Genomic DNA, 13,059 nt, shown 5'->3' with positions numbered 1-13,059 from the left:
CAACGGGAACCAAAAGAAGGATGTCACTATGAGTACTCACACACGAAGTCCCGACGCTGCCGGCGTGCCCCACACCGACAGCTACTATGCCAGCTCCGTCAACGCGCACGCGCCATGGCCGGAGCTGACTGACAATATTGAGTGCGATGTCTGCATTGTCGGCGCCGGTTACACCGGCATCTCCTCTGCTTTATATCTCTGTGAAGCCGGTTACGACGTAGTGGTGCTGGAAGCTGCACGCGTTGGCTGGGGCGCCAGCGGGCGCAACGGCGGTCAGGTAGTCAATTCCTACAGCCGCGATATTGATGTCATCGAAGACCGCTACGGCCGTCAGACCGCCGATATGCTCGGCAGCATGATGTTTGAAGGCGCGAACATTATCCGCCAGCGCATCGACCAGTACGCCATCGACTGCGACTACCGGCCGGGCTGCGTGTTTGCCGCACTGAGTGCGCGCCAGCTTACCAGGTTGCGTGACCAGCAAAAGCTGTGGAACCGTTACGGCCATACCGAATTAACCCTGCTGGATGAAAGTGCTATTCGCCGCGAGATAGCCACCGACCGCTACGTCGGCGGGCTGCTGGATAAGAATGGCGGGCATATTCACCCGTTAAATCTGGTGCTGGGCGAGGCCGAAGCTATACGCCGTCACGGCGGACGCATTTTCGAAGGCTCGGCGGTCACGCGCATTGAACACGGTGATCCGGCTCGTGTACACACCGCGAAGGGTCAGGTGAAAGCGAAGTTTGTGATTCTGGCGGGCAACGCTTATCTCAGCCAGCAACTCGCGCCGCGCCTCACGCGTCTGAGTATGCCGTGTGGTTCACAAATCATCGCCACTGAACCTCTTTCAGAAGACATGGCGCTGTCATTGCTGCCGAATAATTATTGCGTGGAAGACTGCAACTATCTGCTCGACTATTTCCGTCTTACCGCGGATAACCGGCTGCTGTACGGCGGCGGCGTGACCTACGGCGGTAAAAATCCGCCGAATATAGATTCTGTGATCCTGCCCAAGCTCAACCGCACCTTCCCGCAGCTGAAAGGCGTGAAAATCGATTATCGCTGGGGCGGTAATTTCCTGCTGACTCTCTCACGCCTGCCGCAGTTCGGGCGGCTGGAGAACAACATCTACTATATGCAGGGCGACAGCGGACATGGCGTGACACTGACGCATCTGGCAGGGAAACTGATCACCGAAGTACTGCGCGGCGACGCCGAGCGTTTTGATGCCTTCGCCCGCCTGCCGCATATGCCATTCTTTGGTGGCCGCAACTTCCAGGTGCCTTTCACTATGCTTGGCGCGGCCTATTATTCCCTGCGTGATCGTCTGGGCGTTTAGCCTTTCCTCATCTTTCCGCCGGTTGGGTTACCGATCCGGCGGAAAGCCTTATTAGGTTAATAAAAATCCCAAATGAACTCAGCAACGCCCTCATTTTCCTGATAAATTAAGGAGCGCTTTTCTAATGGCGCCTTAGCCATATTTTTGCACTGACAGGAGATTTATCTTGGACGCCAGCACGATCAACACACTTTTCTTTATTGGCGCCCTGTTAGTCGCAGCGAGCATTTTGCTCAGTTCGTTCTCTTCTAAGCTCGGCATCCCTATTTTAGTCATTTTCCTTGCCATCGGCATGCTGGCGGGCGTCGACGGCATCGGGGGTATTGCGTTCGATAATTATCCGGCGGCCTATCTGGTCAGTAACCTCGCACTGGCCGTTATTCTGCTCGACGGCGGGATGCGCACCCGTGCGTCCTCTTTCCGCGTGGCGCTGTGGCCGGCCCTGTCGCTGGCAACGGTTGGGGTACTGATAACCGCCGGGCTGACCGGCATGGCGGCGGCGTGGCTGTTTAAAATCGACCTCATGCAGGGCCTGCTGATTGGCGCAATTATCGGCTCAACTGATGCGGCAGCGGTGTTTTCGTTAATTGGCGGTAAAGGGCTGAACGAACGCGTGAGCGCGACGCTGGAAATTGAATCCGGCAGCAATGACCCGATGGCGGTATTCCTGACCATTACGCTCATCGACATGATCTCTAAGGGCGAACACGGGCTGAGCCTGATGTTTGTGGTCGATGTGGTGCGCCAGTTTGGCCTCGGCATTGTGTTTGGCGTCGGCGGCGGCTGGCTGCTGCACAAACTCATCAACAAAATTACGCTGGCAGCCGGGTTGTATCCGCTGCTGGCCTTCAGCGGCGGCCTGCTGGTGTACGCCGCCACTATGGCGCTGGAAGGCAGCGGCATTCTGGCCGTGTACCTGTGCGGGCTGATGCTCGGCAACATGCCGATCCGCAACCGCCACGGGATTATGCAAACCTTCGACGGGCTGGCGTGGCTGAGCCAGATCGGCATGTTCCTGGTGCTCGGCCTGCTGCTGACGCCAAGCGATTTGCTGCCGATTGCCGTTGCTGCACTGGCGCTGTCCCTGTGGATGATCCTGCTGGCACGCCCACTGTCGGTATTTGTCAGCCTGATCCCGTTCAAAAACTTCACCCTGCGCGAACGGTTCTTTATCTCCTGGGTAGGCCTGCGCGGCGCGGTACCGATCATTCTGGCCGTTTTCCCGATGATGGCCGGGTTGCCTAACGCCACCCTGTTCTTCAACGTCGCGTTCTTTATCGTGCTGGTGTCGCTGCTGGTGCAGGGCACGTCGCTGGGTTTCGCAGCCAAAAAAGCCAAGGTGCTGGTACCACCGCAGCCGACGCCGATTTCACGCGTCGGGCTGGATATCGATGTGTATAACGACTGGGAGCAGTTTATCTACCAGCTGGGTTCGGAGAAGTGGTGCGTCGGCGCGGCGCTGCGTGACTTGCAGATGCCGCAGGAAACGCGTATTGCCGCCCTGTTCCGTGGCAAAGAGATGTTGCACCCGACCGGCAGTACGCGGCTGAAAGAAGGCGATATTCTGTGTGTCATCGGCCAGGAAAAACACCTGCCGGAACTGGGCAAACTGTTCAGCGACAGCAATAAAGTGGTGCTCGATGACCGTTTCTTCGGGGATTTCATCTTGCAGGCTGATGCGCCGCTGGATGCGATTTCACAACTTTACGGCCTGAATCTGGAAGACACCGTCGATCAGTCACAGTCGCTGGGGCATTTCGTTATCAGATTGCTGGGCGGTGAACCGGTGATCGGTGACCATATTGAATGGGATGGGCTGACGTGGACAATTGCCGAGATGGAGGGCAACCGGGTCAGTAAAGTCGGTGTGAGGATTGTGACGGAGAAGGCCTGATCTGATTTCCTCCCCCTTTGCAGGGGGAGGCGCTTAAATTACTGAGTAGCTTGCGGGTCTTTGTCGTAGTCTGAACAGGACTGATAGCCTTTGTTCATGACATGACCGGTGTCGTTATAGCTGACAAAGTAGGTCTGTGCTTTACCATCACGCGGAGCGACAGCATACGTCTGGCAAGTGCCTTTCGCATGGATAAGCGTCGCTTCTGTAGACGGTGGCCCTGCAATAGCGCGAACCTGAGATTTCGTCATACCGACTTTAACATCGCTGACCACTGGCTCTTTTACGTAGCTCGCTGCGCGGTCATAAGTCTGACAACCTGCCAGTACAGAAACTGCTGTAGCAACCACAAGTAACATTTTCTTATTCATAACATCTCCTCCTGAGGCCATTTTCTATTTTTGTATAAGCCACTTAAGCATAGAAGACATAAGGCATTTATCCAGTGTTCAGGACTTCTAATTGTTGAATGCTACAGTTTTTAAGTTTTATCTGATAAGCCTGCCTGTTATTTGCCCCCTGTAAAACTGTCTTAGAAAAGATGATTTTCAGGCAATTTTGTTCTATACCTGAATGAGGTAAGCCATTGAGATAAAAGGAGCACGCCCTGATGCCTGTGGATCGACGTCGGTTTGTTACGTTACTGGGGGTCATCGCGCTGATGCCGCTTCCCCCGGTTGCTTTTGCCACTCCCAGAGAGGTCGCGATGGAAACCTTGCTGATTGATAAACCTTCGGGTGGCGTGCCCAACAACAAACTCCCCGTCATGATTTATCACCGCGTTATCCCACCTAACGTCGTCGATAATGCCGATTACCTCGAGCATCTGTTCCGTTCCAATGGCTGGCCACCGCAGTGGCGCTACCCGGTGTACACCTTTACCCATTTCCATTCGAACACTCATGAGGCGCTGGGCGTATTTGCCGGTACGGCAAGATTACAACTCGGTGGCGAGAACGGGAAAATCATTGAAGTGAAGATGGGGGATGTTTTGCTCTTACCGGCGGGCATCGGTCATAAACAGATTTCCGCCGATGAGGAATTCATGCTGGTGGGCGCATATCCGCCCGAAATGAAGGCCGATCTTTGTCATGACGAGCCCGCGCAGCTGACGGCGCGAACCAAAGCTGTCGTTGCGGTACCGCTGCCTGCGACCGATCCGGTGACCGGACACAACGAGGGCAGTATGATCACGTGGCATCAGAAATAAAAAACGAGCGTATTACAACGGTAATTTCATCACCGTGACCCACTCACCGGACTGCTCGCGCTGTTCCACCCCCTGCCAGCCGAGACGCCCATACAGGCCCTGCTGATCGGGCGTATACAGCCACAGCGTATCAATACCGGCAGCACGTGAACGCTCGATACAGGCTTTGACCAGCGCCGAACCGATCCCTTTCCCGCGCAGATGATGGCAGGTGAACACTTCGCCGAGCCAGTATTTGCGCTCGGCGACATCGCTGAGCTCATAGCGCATCACGCCAGCTGTTCCCACCACCTGCTCGTTTTCATCCAATGCGATTAACACACACTGGCGGCCACGACTGAGGAGACGCTGTTCGAGGCGTTGACGAATAAAATCTTTTTGTGCCCAGTGGGCGAAATCAGACCATTCACCGTGCAGATATTCGGTGACAGTCTCAAGGTATTGCGGGACATCAGCCAGACTGGCGATTTTTACGGTATCAGTGGGGGAGGTGTTTTGAGTCATGGAAAAACCGTTTTAAACAATCAGGGGGAACCAATTTGCGGATTCCCCCTGCGAGTGTCAAGCCGTTGCCTTAAGTTAACTCGTTAAACTTTCGGGAAGATCCACACATGTTGCTCCGGCAACGCCAGATGGCAGTGCTGAGGATCACGTACATCGGTGCCATAGGCGCGGATTACGAAATCATCGCCGGCGGTGCGGAACAGATATTCCCAACGATCTCCAAGGTACATGCTGGTCAGCAGCGGTAATTCCAGCTGATTATCCCCCGGCCCGTCGGCCAGCACCACGCGTTCGACGCGGATCACCGCCGTGCCCTCTTGCCCGCTCTGGACGCCTTCGCCTGCCTGCCCCCACAACGCCCAGTCTTTGCCTTCGATGCGCGCTTTGCCGTCGCGCACGTCGGTAACTTTGCCATGCAGTCGGTTGTTACTGCCCATGAATTCGGCGGTAAACAGCGTTTTGGGCGAACCGTACATCTCCTGCGGCGTGCCCTGCTGTTCGATTTTGCCGTTGTTAAGCAGCAGGATGCGGTCGGAAATCGCCATCGCTTCGTTCTGATCGTGCGTCACCATCAGCGCCGACAGGCCAAGTTTGATGATCAGTTCGCGCAGGAACACACGGGCTTCTTCGCGCAGCTTGGCATCGAGGTTAGACAGCGGCTCATCGAGCAAAATCACCGGCGGGTTATACACCAGCGCACGACCAATCGCCACGCGCTGTTGCTGACCACCGGAAAGCTGATGCGGATGGCGTTTGCCCAGATGCCCCAGACCAAGCTGATCCAGCACCGCCTGCACTCTTTGCGTGATTTCACCCGACGCTACCTTGCGCAGTTTCAGCGGGTACGCGACGTTTTCGAAAACGGTTTTGTGCGGCCATAGCGCATAGGACTGAAATACCAGCCCGAGATTGCGCTCCTCGGCGGGAATTTCGCTGCGCGGCGTGCCGTCGTAGACTTTATTTTTTCCGATAATGATCGTGCCCTGCGTCGGCTTTTCCAGCCCGGCGACCGCGCGCAGTAAGGTAGTTTTGCCACTGCCAGAAGGCCCGAGTAAGGACACCACTTCGCCACGCTTCAGATCCATCGACACACCTTTCAGCACAGGATTGTCGCCGTAGGTTAAGTGCAGATTCTCGACCGATAATTCAATCATGTAATTTGACTCCAAAACGAAGGGCAATACCCAGACCTAACACCACCAGCAGGATGTTAATAAAGGAGAGCGCGGCGACGATATCAATCGCTCCGGCCGCCCACAGGGAAACCAGCATCGAACCGATGGTTTCCGTGCCGGGTGAAAGCAGATACACACCGGTGGAATATTCGCGTTCGAAAATCAGGAACATCAGCAGCCAGGAGCCAATCAGGCCGTAACGTGACAGCGGAATGGTGACGTGACGGGTAATTTGCCCGCGTGTCGCTCCGGCACTGCGCGCCGCCTCTTCCAACTCCGGCCCGACCTGCAACAGCGTCGAGGAAATCAGCCGCAGACCGTACGCCATCCACACCACGGTATATGCCAGCCAGACGCTGAAAATCGTGCTGCGCAGCGATCGCAACCAGACCACCAGGTTATCGCGCAGCCACTGCGACCACGGCATCCCGGAAAGCCAGCCCGATTTGAGCGCATTATCCAGCCACATAGGCAGGAACAGGAATAACCACAGGAAGGCCAGACCGGCCAGCAGCCCCGGAACGGCGCGCGGTACCAGCACGCTGTAATCGAGGAAACGGGTCACGCCATCAGGTTTGCGGTGCATGGCGATGCCGATAAACAGATAACAGGCGACGGCCAGCGCCCCGCCGATCACGCCAATAGCCATTGAGTTGACGATGGCACGCAGCAGATTGGGCTGCTCCCAGATGGTACGGAAAGTATTCAGCGACAGCTCATCCCACAGTGAGACACCGACACCCCAGTTGGAGATGAACGCCCGCAGAACCACACCCAAAAGCGGGACGCCGATGGTCACGGTCAGCCAGAAAGCCACCACTGCGCCCGCCACCCAGCGCCATTTACCCAGCGGTAACGCCCGCGCCTGCGACGCTTTTCCCTTAACGGTGACGAAGCGATTGGCGGTGCGCATCAGGCGGCGCTGCAACATTACCAGCGGAATGGTGATACAAATCAGCACCACAGCGACGGCGGCCATCAGATGATAAGAAGGCGTTCCGAGTTTGTTAGTCAACTGATAGAGATAGGTCGCCAGTACCATGTTGCCTTCGGGGTCGCCGAGCACCAGCATCAGGCCGAACACTTCCAGCCCGAGGAAGAACAACAACACCGTGGCGTACAAAATAGACGGGCGCACCATCGGCAGGCTGACAGCGGTCATGACCTGTAACGGCGAAGCGCCGGCCGTTCGCGCGGCCTCTTCGACGTCAGATCCAACGCTGCGCAACGCCGAAGAAATATAGAGATAGGCGTGCGGAACGTGGGTCAGGCCGGCGATCACCACGATGCTCGACATGTCGTAGATATTCCACGGCACGAATCCGAGAATCGCCTGCGCCCACAGCGAGAAAAAGCCTACCGGCCCGGCAGCGACCACATAACCAAACCCCAGAACCATTGGCGAGACGAAAATCGGCACCAGAATCAGCGGCTCGATGAGACGCCTGCCGGGCAAATCGGTGCGTACCATCAGGAACGCCAGAATTCCGCCCAGCGGGATAGCGATCACCACCAGCCCGAACGCCAGAATAAAGCCGCTTTTCAGCGCCTTGTAAAAATCCGGATCGGTGAAAATAAACTCAAACGACTCAAGACTCCACTCTTTCGACGGCGAGAAGAAAGGCGCGGAGAGAAAACTTTGTATCACGATGAACGACAACGGAGTGTAGATAGCCAGCGCGGTTATCAGCACCACAATGCCACGCGGCAAACTTTGCCACTTTCTGCGCAATGCATTCATGTTACTTCCCTTAGGTCAGGAACCCTGAACAACGGAATCAGGCAAGAGAAAGGGAGGCGCGGACGCCTCCGTAATTCTTATTTGGCGGCGGCGGTACGCCACTGTTTGATGTAATCCAGACGTTTTTTCTGTTGCAGATATTCCAGCAGGGTTTCATCGACCGGAATTGGCTTGAGCGCGTTACCCAGCATTTTGGTCAGACCATCGATGTCGTTTTTGCCTTCGATATCGTTACGGATGGACGGAATGTCGGCCTGATTCGCCAGAATGCTTTGGCCTTTCTCAGACAACACATAGTCCAGCCACAGTCTGGCTGCGTTGCTGTTTTTCGATTCCTGACTGATGAAAGAAACGCGGGAAAGCACCAGCGTGTAATCCTTCGGATAGGAAATACCGAGTGACGGATCGGTTTTGGCGCGGGCTTCGGCATAGGAGCCGAGGATGTTAAAGCCGATCAGGTTTTCGCCCGAGGAGACCCTCTCCATCATGGTACCGGTAGAAGACTGTACCGCTAAGCCACCTTTGGCGACGTCAGCCAGCGTTTTGAAATAATTGGGATCGGCTTTGAAATCCTGTACCGACAGCATGAAACCGAGACCGGATTTTTCGATGTCATAGGTGGTGACTTTTTTGCTGAATTTGTCGGTCTGGCTGGCGATAAGCTTCGCCAGCGCCGCGTGGGAATCAGGGACGTCACCCGCGGGGATCAGCCGTTTATTGTAGATGAACACCACCGGCTCGTAGGTGGTGCCGTAGGCTTTGTCTTTCCACACCGCCCATTTCGGCAACTGGCTCTGCTCCGGCGATTTGTATTCCTGAGCGTAATCGGTCGCCAGCTTCAGCGCGGTGTCCATCGATGAGCTCCAGACCACATCGCCGCTGGTGCCGCCTGCGGCCTGCTCACTGATATAACGGTTGTACAGTTCGGTACTGTTCATGTCGTTATATTCGACTTTGATACCCGGATACGTTGCCTCAAACCCCTGAATCAGCGGGCCTGCGGCTTTAGTGTCCGTGGTGGAATACACCACCACTTTGCCTTCTTTGGTCGCGGCATCGACGATTTTTTGATAATCGGCCGGATACCCCTGAGGTAATGCTGACATTGCAGAGGAAGACATCAGTACAGCGGAAGCAATCAGAGAGATACGTAATTTATTCGACATTATTGTTAACCTCTAGTTACATTTGAGAAACTAAAAATCAACATAGCGCATAACATCTGACAGGCAATGGGGTAAATTTTTTATCTTCCCGAAGTGTGATTCGGGGCGTTTTTTAGGCAATTAACACCATTAAAACCACGGAGAAGGCAGGAATTTCAGGCACAAAAAAAGCCGCTAATTGCTTAGCAGCTTTGATGTGTTGTTTATGGCGGAGGAGGAGAGATTCGAACTCTCGAATGGTTTCCCATCGCCGGTTTTCAAGACCGGTGCCTTCAGCCGCTCGGCCACCCCTCCGTAAACAACAAGCACTTCTCGACGTCAGTCGTTCAGTACGGGGCGTAGTATACAAGACCGATGAAAAGATGCAAACATTATTTTCAGTCTAGTTTGTTGATTTTATGAGCATTTAAACCACGCTCGTTTAAATTCACCCAAATCACAGGCACAAAAAAAGCCGCTAATTGCTTAGCAGCTTTCTTGTGTTGTTTATGGCGGAGGAGGAGAGATTCGAACTCTCGAATGGTTTCCCATCGCCGGTTTTCAAGACCGGTGCCTTCAGCCGCTCGGCCACCCCTCCGCAACGAAGCGAACTATAAACAGTGCCGATCCTCTTGTAAAGCCTGATCCCGTTCAATCGCCTGAAAAACAGGCATTCAAATCGTAAATGATGATTTAAGCATCATTACGGCGATTTTGGCGTCAGCAAACCGCGCCCTGCCCCGTTCGGCGAGGTAAAGAAGGGTAAAACGACTTTAATGACGCTGCGCAACTACTTACACTCCAGTCTGATTGTATTTTCACCGACTCCAATCCTTTTATAAGAGTGAGAATTTTATTATGGATCGTTACGTTGCCTCTTCGTCATCGCGCGCAGGCTCGTTGTTAAGCACACACCGGGTATTGCGTAATACGTATTTCCTGCTGGCCCTGACTTTAGGTGTTTCGGCCATAACTGCAACGGCAAGTACCGTTCTGCGTCTGCCATCGCCGGGCTTCCTGCTGACGATTGTCGGCTTCTATGGCCTGATGTTCCTGACCTATCGCACCGCAAACAGTCCGGCCGGTATTCTTTCCGCCTTTGCGCTGACCGGTTTTATGGGTTACACGCTCGGGCCGTTGCTGAGCTCGCTGCTGGCAGCCGGTGCGGGTGACATTATTATGCTGGCGCTCGGCGGTACAGCATTGGTGTTCTTCTGTTGTTCGGCCTACGTGTTGACCACGCGTAAAGACATGTCGTTCCTGTCGGGCATGATGATGGCTGGATTTGTCGTGCTGCTGGTCGCGGTGGTCGCGAACCTGTTCCTGCAAATCCCTGCGCTGTCTCTGGCAATCAGTTGCCTGTTCATTCTGTTCTCGGCGGGCGCGATTTTGTGGGAAACCAGTAACATCATTCACGGCGGCGAAACCAATTATATTCGCGCTACCGTCAGCTTATATGTTTCGCTGTACAACGTGTTCGTCAGCCTGCTGAGCATCCTCGGCCTGTCATCACGTAACTGATTGGGTTTTATTGGGCGTAGTCCGCCGTTAATTAAGTCCGAAGTAAATTGCAGCCCCGCTTCCCGCGGGGCTTTTTATTTTGTCAGGCACGGCTTTTTGCTAAACTGGTCACTGCATTTTTACAGGTTTGAGGTTGTATGCTGGAGTTTGACGGTCAGGTTATTGAAACCGACGCACAGGGTTACCTGAAAAACAGTAAAGACTGGCAGGAAGGCATGGCGCCGCTCCTGGCGGAAGAAGAAGGTATCGAGCTGACCGAGGCACATTGGGAAGTGGTGCGGTTCGTTCGCGAATTTTATCTCGAATTCAATACGTCGCCCGCAGTGCGCATGCTGGTAAAAGCCATGGCACAAAAATATGGCGAAGAAAAAGGCAACAGTCGCTATTTGTTCCGGCTGTTCCCGAAAGGCCCGGCCAGGCAGGCCACGAAAATTGCGGGCCTGCCAAAACCGGTGAAATGCCTGTAGCGCCGCGCTTTAGTATCTGATTTTAAAATCACTGTAATTGCCGGGTGCGGTCGGTTCACTGAGCACGCGATCCACCCTCGCATGTTTCGGACCGCCCTGTTTCAGCCAGGCTAACAACTGTTCCACTTTTTCCTGCTCGCCGCACATCACCACTTCTACGCTGCCGTCTTCCAGGTTTTTGGCGTAACCGGTGAGCCCTAATGCGGTGGCCTGATGTTGCGTGGAAAAACGAAAACCGACGCCCTGCACCATGCCGTGCACCCAGGCGGCTATACTGACTGTTGCCATAATAATCTCTCCGTTAGCGGTATGGTTCGTTGCAATTTCACCTGCATGACCGGACAATGTCGCTCTTTTTTGTCTCCAAACCGACAGAACCTAATTCTATGACTGCACGTTTAATTCTGGCCAAAGGCCGCGAAAAATCTCTTCTGCGCCGCCATCCGTGGGTGTTTTCCGGCGCTGTTCAGCGCATCGATGGCAAAGCCAATTCCGGCGACACTATTGATATTGTAGACAGTCAGGGCAAATGGCTCGCGCGCGGTGCCTATTCGCCGTCATCTCAAATTCGTGCCCGAGTCTGGACCTTCACCCAGGATGAAGAGATTGACATCGACTTCTTTATCCACCGTTTACAGCAGGCGCAGAACTGGCGTAATTATATCGCCAAACGCGACGGTCTGGACGGTTACCGCCTGATTGCCGGTGAATCCGACGGTCTGCCAGGTATCACCATCGACCGCTTCCAGAACTTCCTGGTCCTTCAATTGCTGTCTGCCGGTGCGGAATATCAGCGCGCGCCGCTGATTGCCGCCCTGCAACACTGCTACCCGGAATGCGCGATTTGGGATCGCTCCGACGTGGCCGTGCGTAAGAAAGAAGGTCTGGAAATGGTGCAGGGGCATGTGCTGGGCGATGAGCCTCCTGCCCTGCTGCCGATTCAGGAACACGGCATGAGCCTGCTGGTGGATATCAAAGAAGGCCATAAAACCGGTTTTTATCTCGACCAGCGCGACAGCCGCCTTGCCGCACGTAACTATGCAGCGGGCCGTGACGTGCTGAACTGCTTCTCATACACCGGCGCATTTGCCGTTTCGGCGCTGATGGGCGGTTGTACTAAAGTGACCAACGTCGATACTTCTCAGGCGGCGCTGGATGTGGCGCGTCAGAACGTCGAGCTGAATAAGCTGGATCTGTCCAAAGCAGAGTTTGTGCGCGAAGACGTGTTCCAGCTGCTGCGTAAATACCGCACCGAAGGCAGACAGTTCGACATGATTGTGATGGACCCGCCGAAGTTCGTGGAGAACAAGAACCAGCTGGCGAGTGCCTGCCGTGGTTACAAAGATATCAATATGCTGGCTCTGCAACTTATGCGTCCCGGCGGTATCCTGCTGAGCTTCTCCTGTTCCGGCCTGTTGCCTACAGATCTTTTCCAGAAGATTTTGGCCGACGCTGCACTCGACGCCCATCGCGAAATTCAGTTCGTCGAACAGTTTCGTCAGGCCGCCGACCATCCGGTGACCGGCGCATATCCGGAAGGCTTATATCTGAAAGGTTTCGCCTGTCTGGTGACAAACTGATTGATCACGGTGTGCTGTTTTAGCCGCAGACCGGCGAATGTTTAGTGGATTAAGTGGTCGAAACTTGAAACAGCGCGTTTTATCTCCATATAGAAGATAAGACACTAATTTCAGGAGATGACTATGATTGCCAGTAAATTTGGTATCGGCCAGCAGGTCCGCCACAGAATGTTGGGCTATTTAGGCGTGGTAATCGATGTCGATGCCCAGTACTCGCTGGAAAAGCCTGATATCGCTGAACTCGCGACTGACGACTCTCTGCGAGCTGCCCCCTGGTATCACGTGGTGATGGAAGATGATGAAGGCCAGCCAGTGCATACTTATCTGGCTGAAATTCAGATCGATCACGAAGCAGCACGGGCGCACCCGGAGCAAACGTCTCTGGATGACCTGGCCGCATCGGTTCGCAGCCAGCTTCAGGCGCCACGTCTGCGTAACTGATCATCAGCAAAGCACATTAAAAAAACCTGCCGTTGCAGC

13 protein-coding genes and 2 tRNA genes are annotated in these 13,059 nt (G+C 54.6%); 7 read left to right on the top strand and 8 right to left on the bottom strand.

Translation table 11 applies throughout. The features are described 5' to 3' along the window. The first annotated feature begins 28 nt into the window (after positions 1 to 28). Both ACMHLI_RS04830 and ACMHLI_RS04825 read left to right on the top strand, forming a co-directional pair. Positions 29 to 1,342, top strand: a complete 1,314-nt coding sequence (locus ACMHLI_RS04830) for an NAD(P)/FAD-dependent oxidoreductase (RefSeq protein WP_413528491.1) — start codon at positions 29 to 31, stop codon at positions 1,340 to 1,342. A 166-nt stretch (positions 1,343 to 1,508) separates the two neighbouring features. Next, positions 1,509 to 3,236 carry a potassium/proton antiporter gene (locus tag ACMHLI_RS04825; protein ID WP_413528490.1) on the top strand — a complete coding sequence of 576 codons (1,728 nt, stop codon included), beginning with the start codon at positions 1,509 to 1,511 and terminating at the stop codon, positions 3,234 to 3,236. Positions 3,237 to 3,274: 38 nt separating this feature from the next. Here ACMHLI_RS04825 and osmE read toward each other — a convergent pair whose 3' ends face one another. Then, a complete protein-coding gene (gene osmE / locus ACMHLI_RS04820; RefSeq protein ID WP_413528489.1) occupies positions 3,275 to 3,607 on the bottom strand; it encodes an osmotically-inducible lipoprotein OsmE in 333 nt (110 codons plus the stop codon). A 239-nt stretch (positions 3,608 to 3,846) separates the two neighbouring features. Between osmE and ACMHLI_RS04815 the strand changes: the two genes are divergently transcribed. Continuing rightward, a complete protein-coding gene (locus tag ACMHLI_RS04815; protein ID WP_413528488.1) occupies positions 3,847 to 4,446 on the top strand; it encodes a cupin in 600 nt (199 codons plus the stop codon). Positions 4,447 to 4,458: 12 nt separating this feature from the next. Here the strand turns inward: ACMHLI_RS04815 and ACMHLI_RS04810 are convergent, their stop codons facing one another. The 6 genes from ACMHLI_RS04810 to ACMHLI_RS04785 form a co-directional block, all read right to left on the bottom strand. Further along, positions 4,459 to 4,950, bottom strand: a complete 492-nt coding sequence (locus ACMHLI_RS04810) for a GNAT family N-acetyltransferase (RefSeq protein ID WP_413528487.1) — start codon at positions 4,948 to 4,950, stop codon at positions 4,459 to 4,461. Positions 4,951 to 5,033: 83 nt separating this feature from the next. Further along, positions 5,034 to 6,104 carry an ABC transporter ATP-binding protein gene (locus ACMHLI_RS04805; RefSeq protein WP_413528486.1) on the bottom strand — a complete coding sequence of 357 codons (1,071 nt, stop codon included), beginning with the start codon at positions 6,102 to 6,104 and terminating at the stop codon, positions 5,034 to 5,036. Beyond that, positions 6,097 to 7,866: an ABC transporter permease gene (locus tag ACMHLI_RS04800; RefSeq protein ID WP_413528485.1), complete on the bottom strand. Its 1,770-nt coding sequence runs from the start codon at positions 7,864 to 7,866 to the stop codon at positions 6,097 to 6,099. Before ACMHLI_RS04800 ends, ACMHLI_RS04805 begins: the two co-directional genes overlap by 8 nt. Positions 7,867 to 7,943: 77 nt before the next feature. After that, positions 7,944 to 9,032 carry an ABC transporter substrate-binding protein gene (locus ACMHLI_RS04795; protein WP_413528484.1) on the bottom strand — a complete coding sequence of 363 codons (1,089 nt, stop codon included), beginning with the start codon at positions 9,030 to 9,032 and terminating at the stop codon, positions 7,944 to 7,946. Positions 9,033 to 9,238: 206 nt separating this feature from the next. After that, a tRNA-Ser gene (locus ACMHLI_RS04790) sits at positions 9,239 to 9,326 on the bottom strand. Positions 9,327 to 9,521: 195 nt separating this feature from the next. Further along, positions 9,522 to 9,609 (bottom strand) — tRNA-Ser (locus ACMHLI_RS04785). A 260-nt stretch (positions 9,610 to 9,869) separates the two neighbouring features. Here ACMHLI_RS04785 and yccA point away from each other — a divergent pair. Together yccA and tusE are read left to right on the top strand one after the other, a co-directional pair. Then, positions 9,870 to 10,532, top strand: a complete 663-nt coding sequence (gene yccA / locus ACMHLI_RS04780) for an FtsH protease modulator YccA (protein WP_056769361.1) — start codon at positions 9,870 to 9,872, stop codon at positions 10,530 to 10,532. A gap of 137 nt (positions 10,533 to 10,669) precedes the next feature. After that, complete coding sequence (gene tusE, locus ACMHLI_RS04775) at positions 10,670 to 10,999, top strand: sulfurtransferase TusE (protein WP_413528483.1); 330 nt, start codon at positions 10,670 to 10,672, stop codon at positions 10,997 to 10,999. Between the two features lie 9 nt (positions 11,000 to 11,008). Here the strand turns inward: tusE and yccX are convergent, their stop codons facing one another. After that, positions 11,009 to 11,287: an acylphosphatase gene (gene yccX / locus ACMHLI_RS04770; RefSeq protein WP_413528482.1), complete on the bottom strand. Its 279-nt coding sequence runs from the start codon at positions 11,285 to 11,287 to the stop codon at positions 11,009 to 11,011. A gap of 98 nt (positions 11,288 to 11,385) precedes the next feature. Here yccX and rlmI point away from each other — a divergent pair, with 98 nt between their 5' ends. After that, the gene (gene rlmI / locus ACMHLI_RS04765) at positions 11,386 to 12,579 is read left to right on the top strand and encodes a 23S rRNA (cytosine(1962)-C(5))-methyltransferase RlmI (protein WP_413528481.1); all 1,194 of its coding nucleotides are present in this window, start codon (positions 11,386 to 11,388) and stop codon (positions 12,577 to 12,579) included. A gap of 123 nt (positions 12,580 to 12,702) precedes the next feature. Then, positions 12,703 to 13,020, top strand: coding sequence for a heat shock protein HspQ (hspQ, locus tag ACMHLI_RS04760; protein WP_413528480.1), 318 nt, complete (start codon positions 12,703 to 12,705; stop codon positions 13,018 to 13,020). Positions 13,021 to 13,059 lie beyond the last annotated feature (39 nt).

The organism is Rahnella inusitata (assembly GCF_965118895.1).
Lineage (GTDB): Bacteria > Pseudomonadota > Gammaproteobacteria > Enterobacterales > Enterobacteriaceae > Rahnella > Rahnella inusitata_A.
Note: the sequence above shows the minus strand (reverse complement) of the source record. Positions and strands in the feature narration are given on the sequence as shown.

Coding starts and splice junctions, on each gene's coding strand:
- ACMHLI_RS04830 (WP_413528491.1), top strand. CDS start 29: ATGAGTACTCACACACGAAGTCCCGACGCTGCCGGCGTGCCCCACACC.
- osmE (WP_413528489.1), bottom strand. CDS start 3,607: ATGAATAAGAAAATGTTACTTGTGGTTGCTACAGCAGTTTCTGTACTG.
- ACMHLI_RS04815 (WP_413528488.1), top strand. CDS start 3,847: ATGCCTGTGGATCGACGTCGGTTTGTTACGTTACTGGGGGTCATCGCG.
- ACMHLI_RS04810 (WP_413528487.1), bottom strand. CDS start 4,950: ATGACTCAAAACACCTCCCCCACTGATACCGTAAAAATCGCCAGTCTG.
- ACMHLI_RS04805 (WP_413528486.1), bottom strand. CDS start 6,104: ATGATTGAATTATCGGTCGAGAATCTGCACTTAACCTACGGCGACAAT.
- ACMHLI_RS04800 (WP_413528485.1), bottom strand. CDS start 7,866: ATGAATGCATTGCGCAGAAAGTGGCAAAGTTTGCCGCGTGGCATTGTG.
- ACMHLI_RS04795 (WP_413528484.1), bottom strand. CDS start 9,032: ATGTCGAATAAATTACGTATCTCTCTGATTGCTTCCGCTGTACTGATG.
- yccA (WP_056769361.1), top strand. CDS start 9,870: ATGGATCGTTACGTTGCCTCTTCGTCATCGCGCGCAGGCTCGTTGTTA.
- tusE (WP_413528483.1), top strand. CDS start 10,670: ATGCTGGAGTTTGACGGTCAGGTTATTGAAACCGACGCACAGGGTTAC.
- yccX (WP_413528482.1), bottom strand. CDS start 11,287: ATGGCAACAGTCAGTATAGCCGCCTGGGTGCACGGCATGGTGCAGGGC.
- rlmI (WP_413528481.1), top strand. CDS start 11,386: ATGACTGCACGTTTAATTCTGGCCAAAGGCCGCGAAAAATCTCTTCTG.
- hspQ (WP_413528480.1), top strand. CDS start 12,703: ATGATTGCCAGTAAATTTGGTATCGGCCAGCAGGTCCGCCACAGAATG.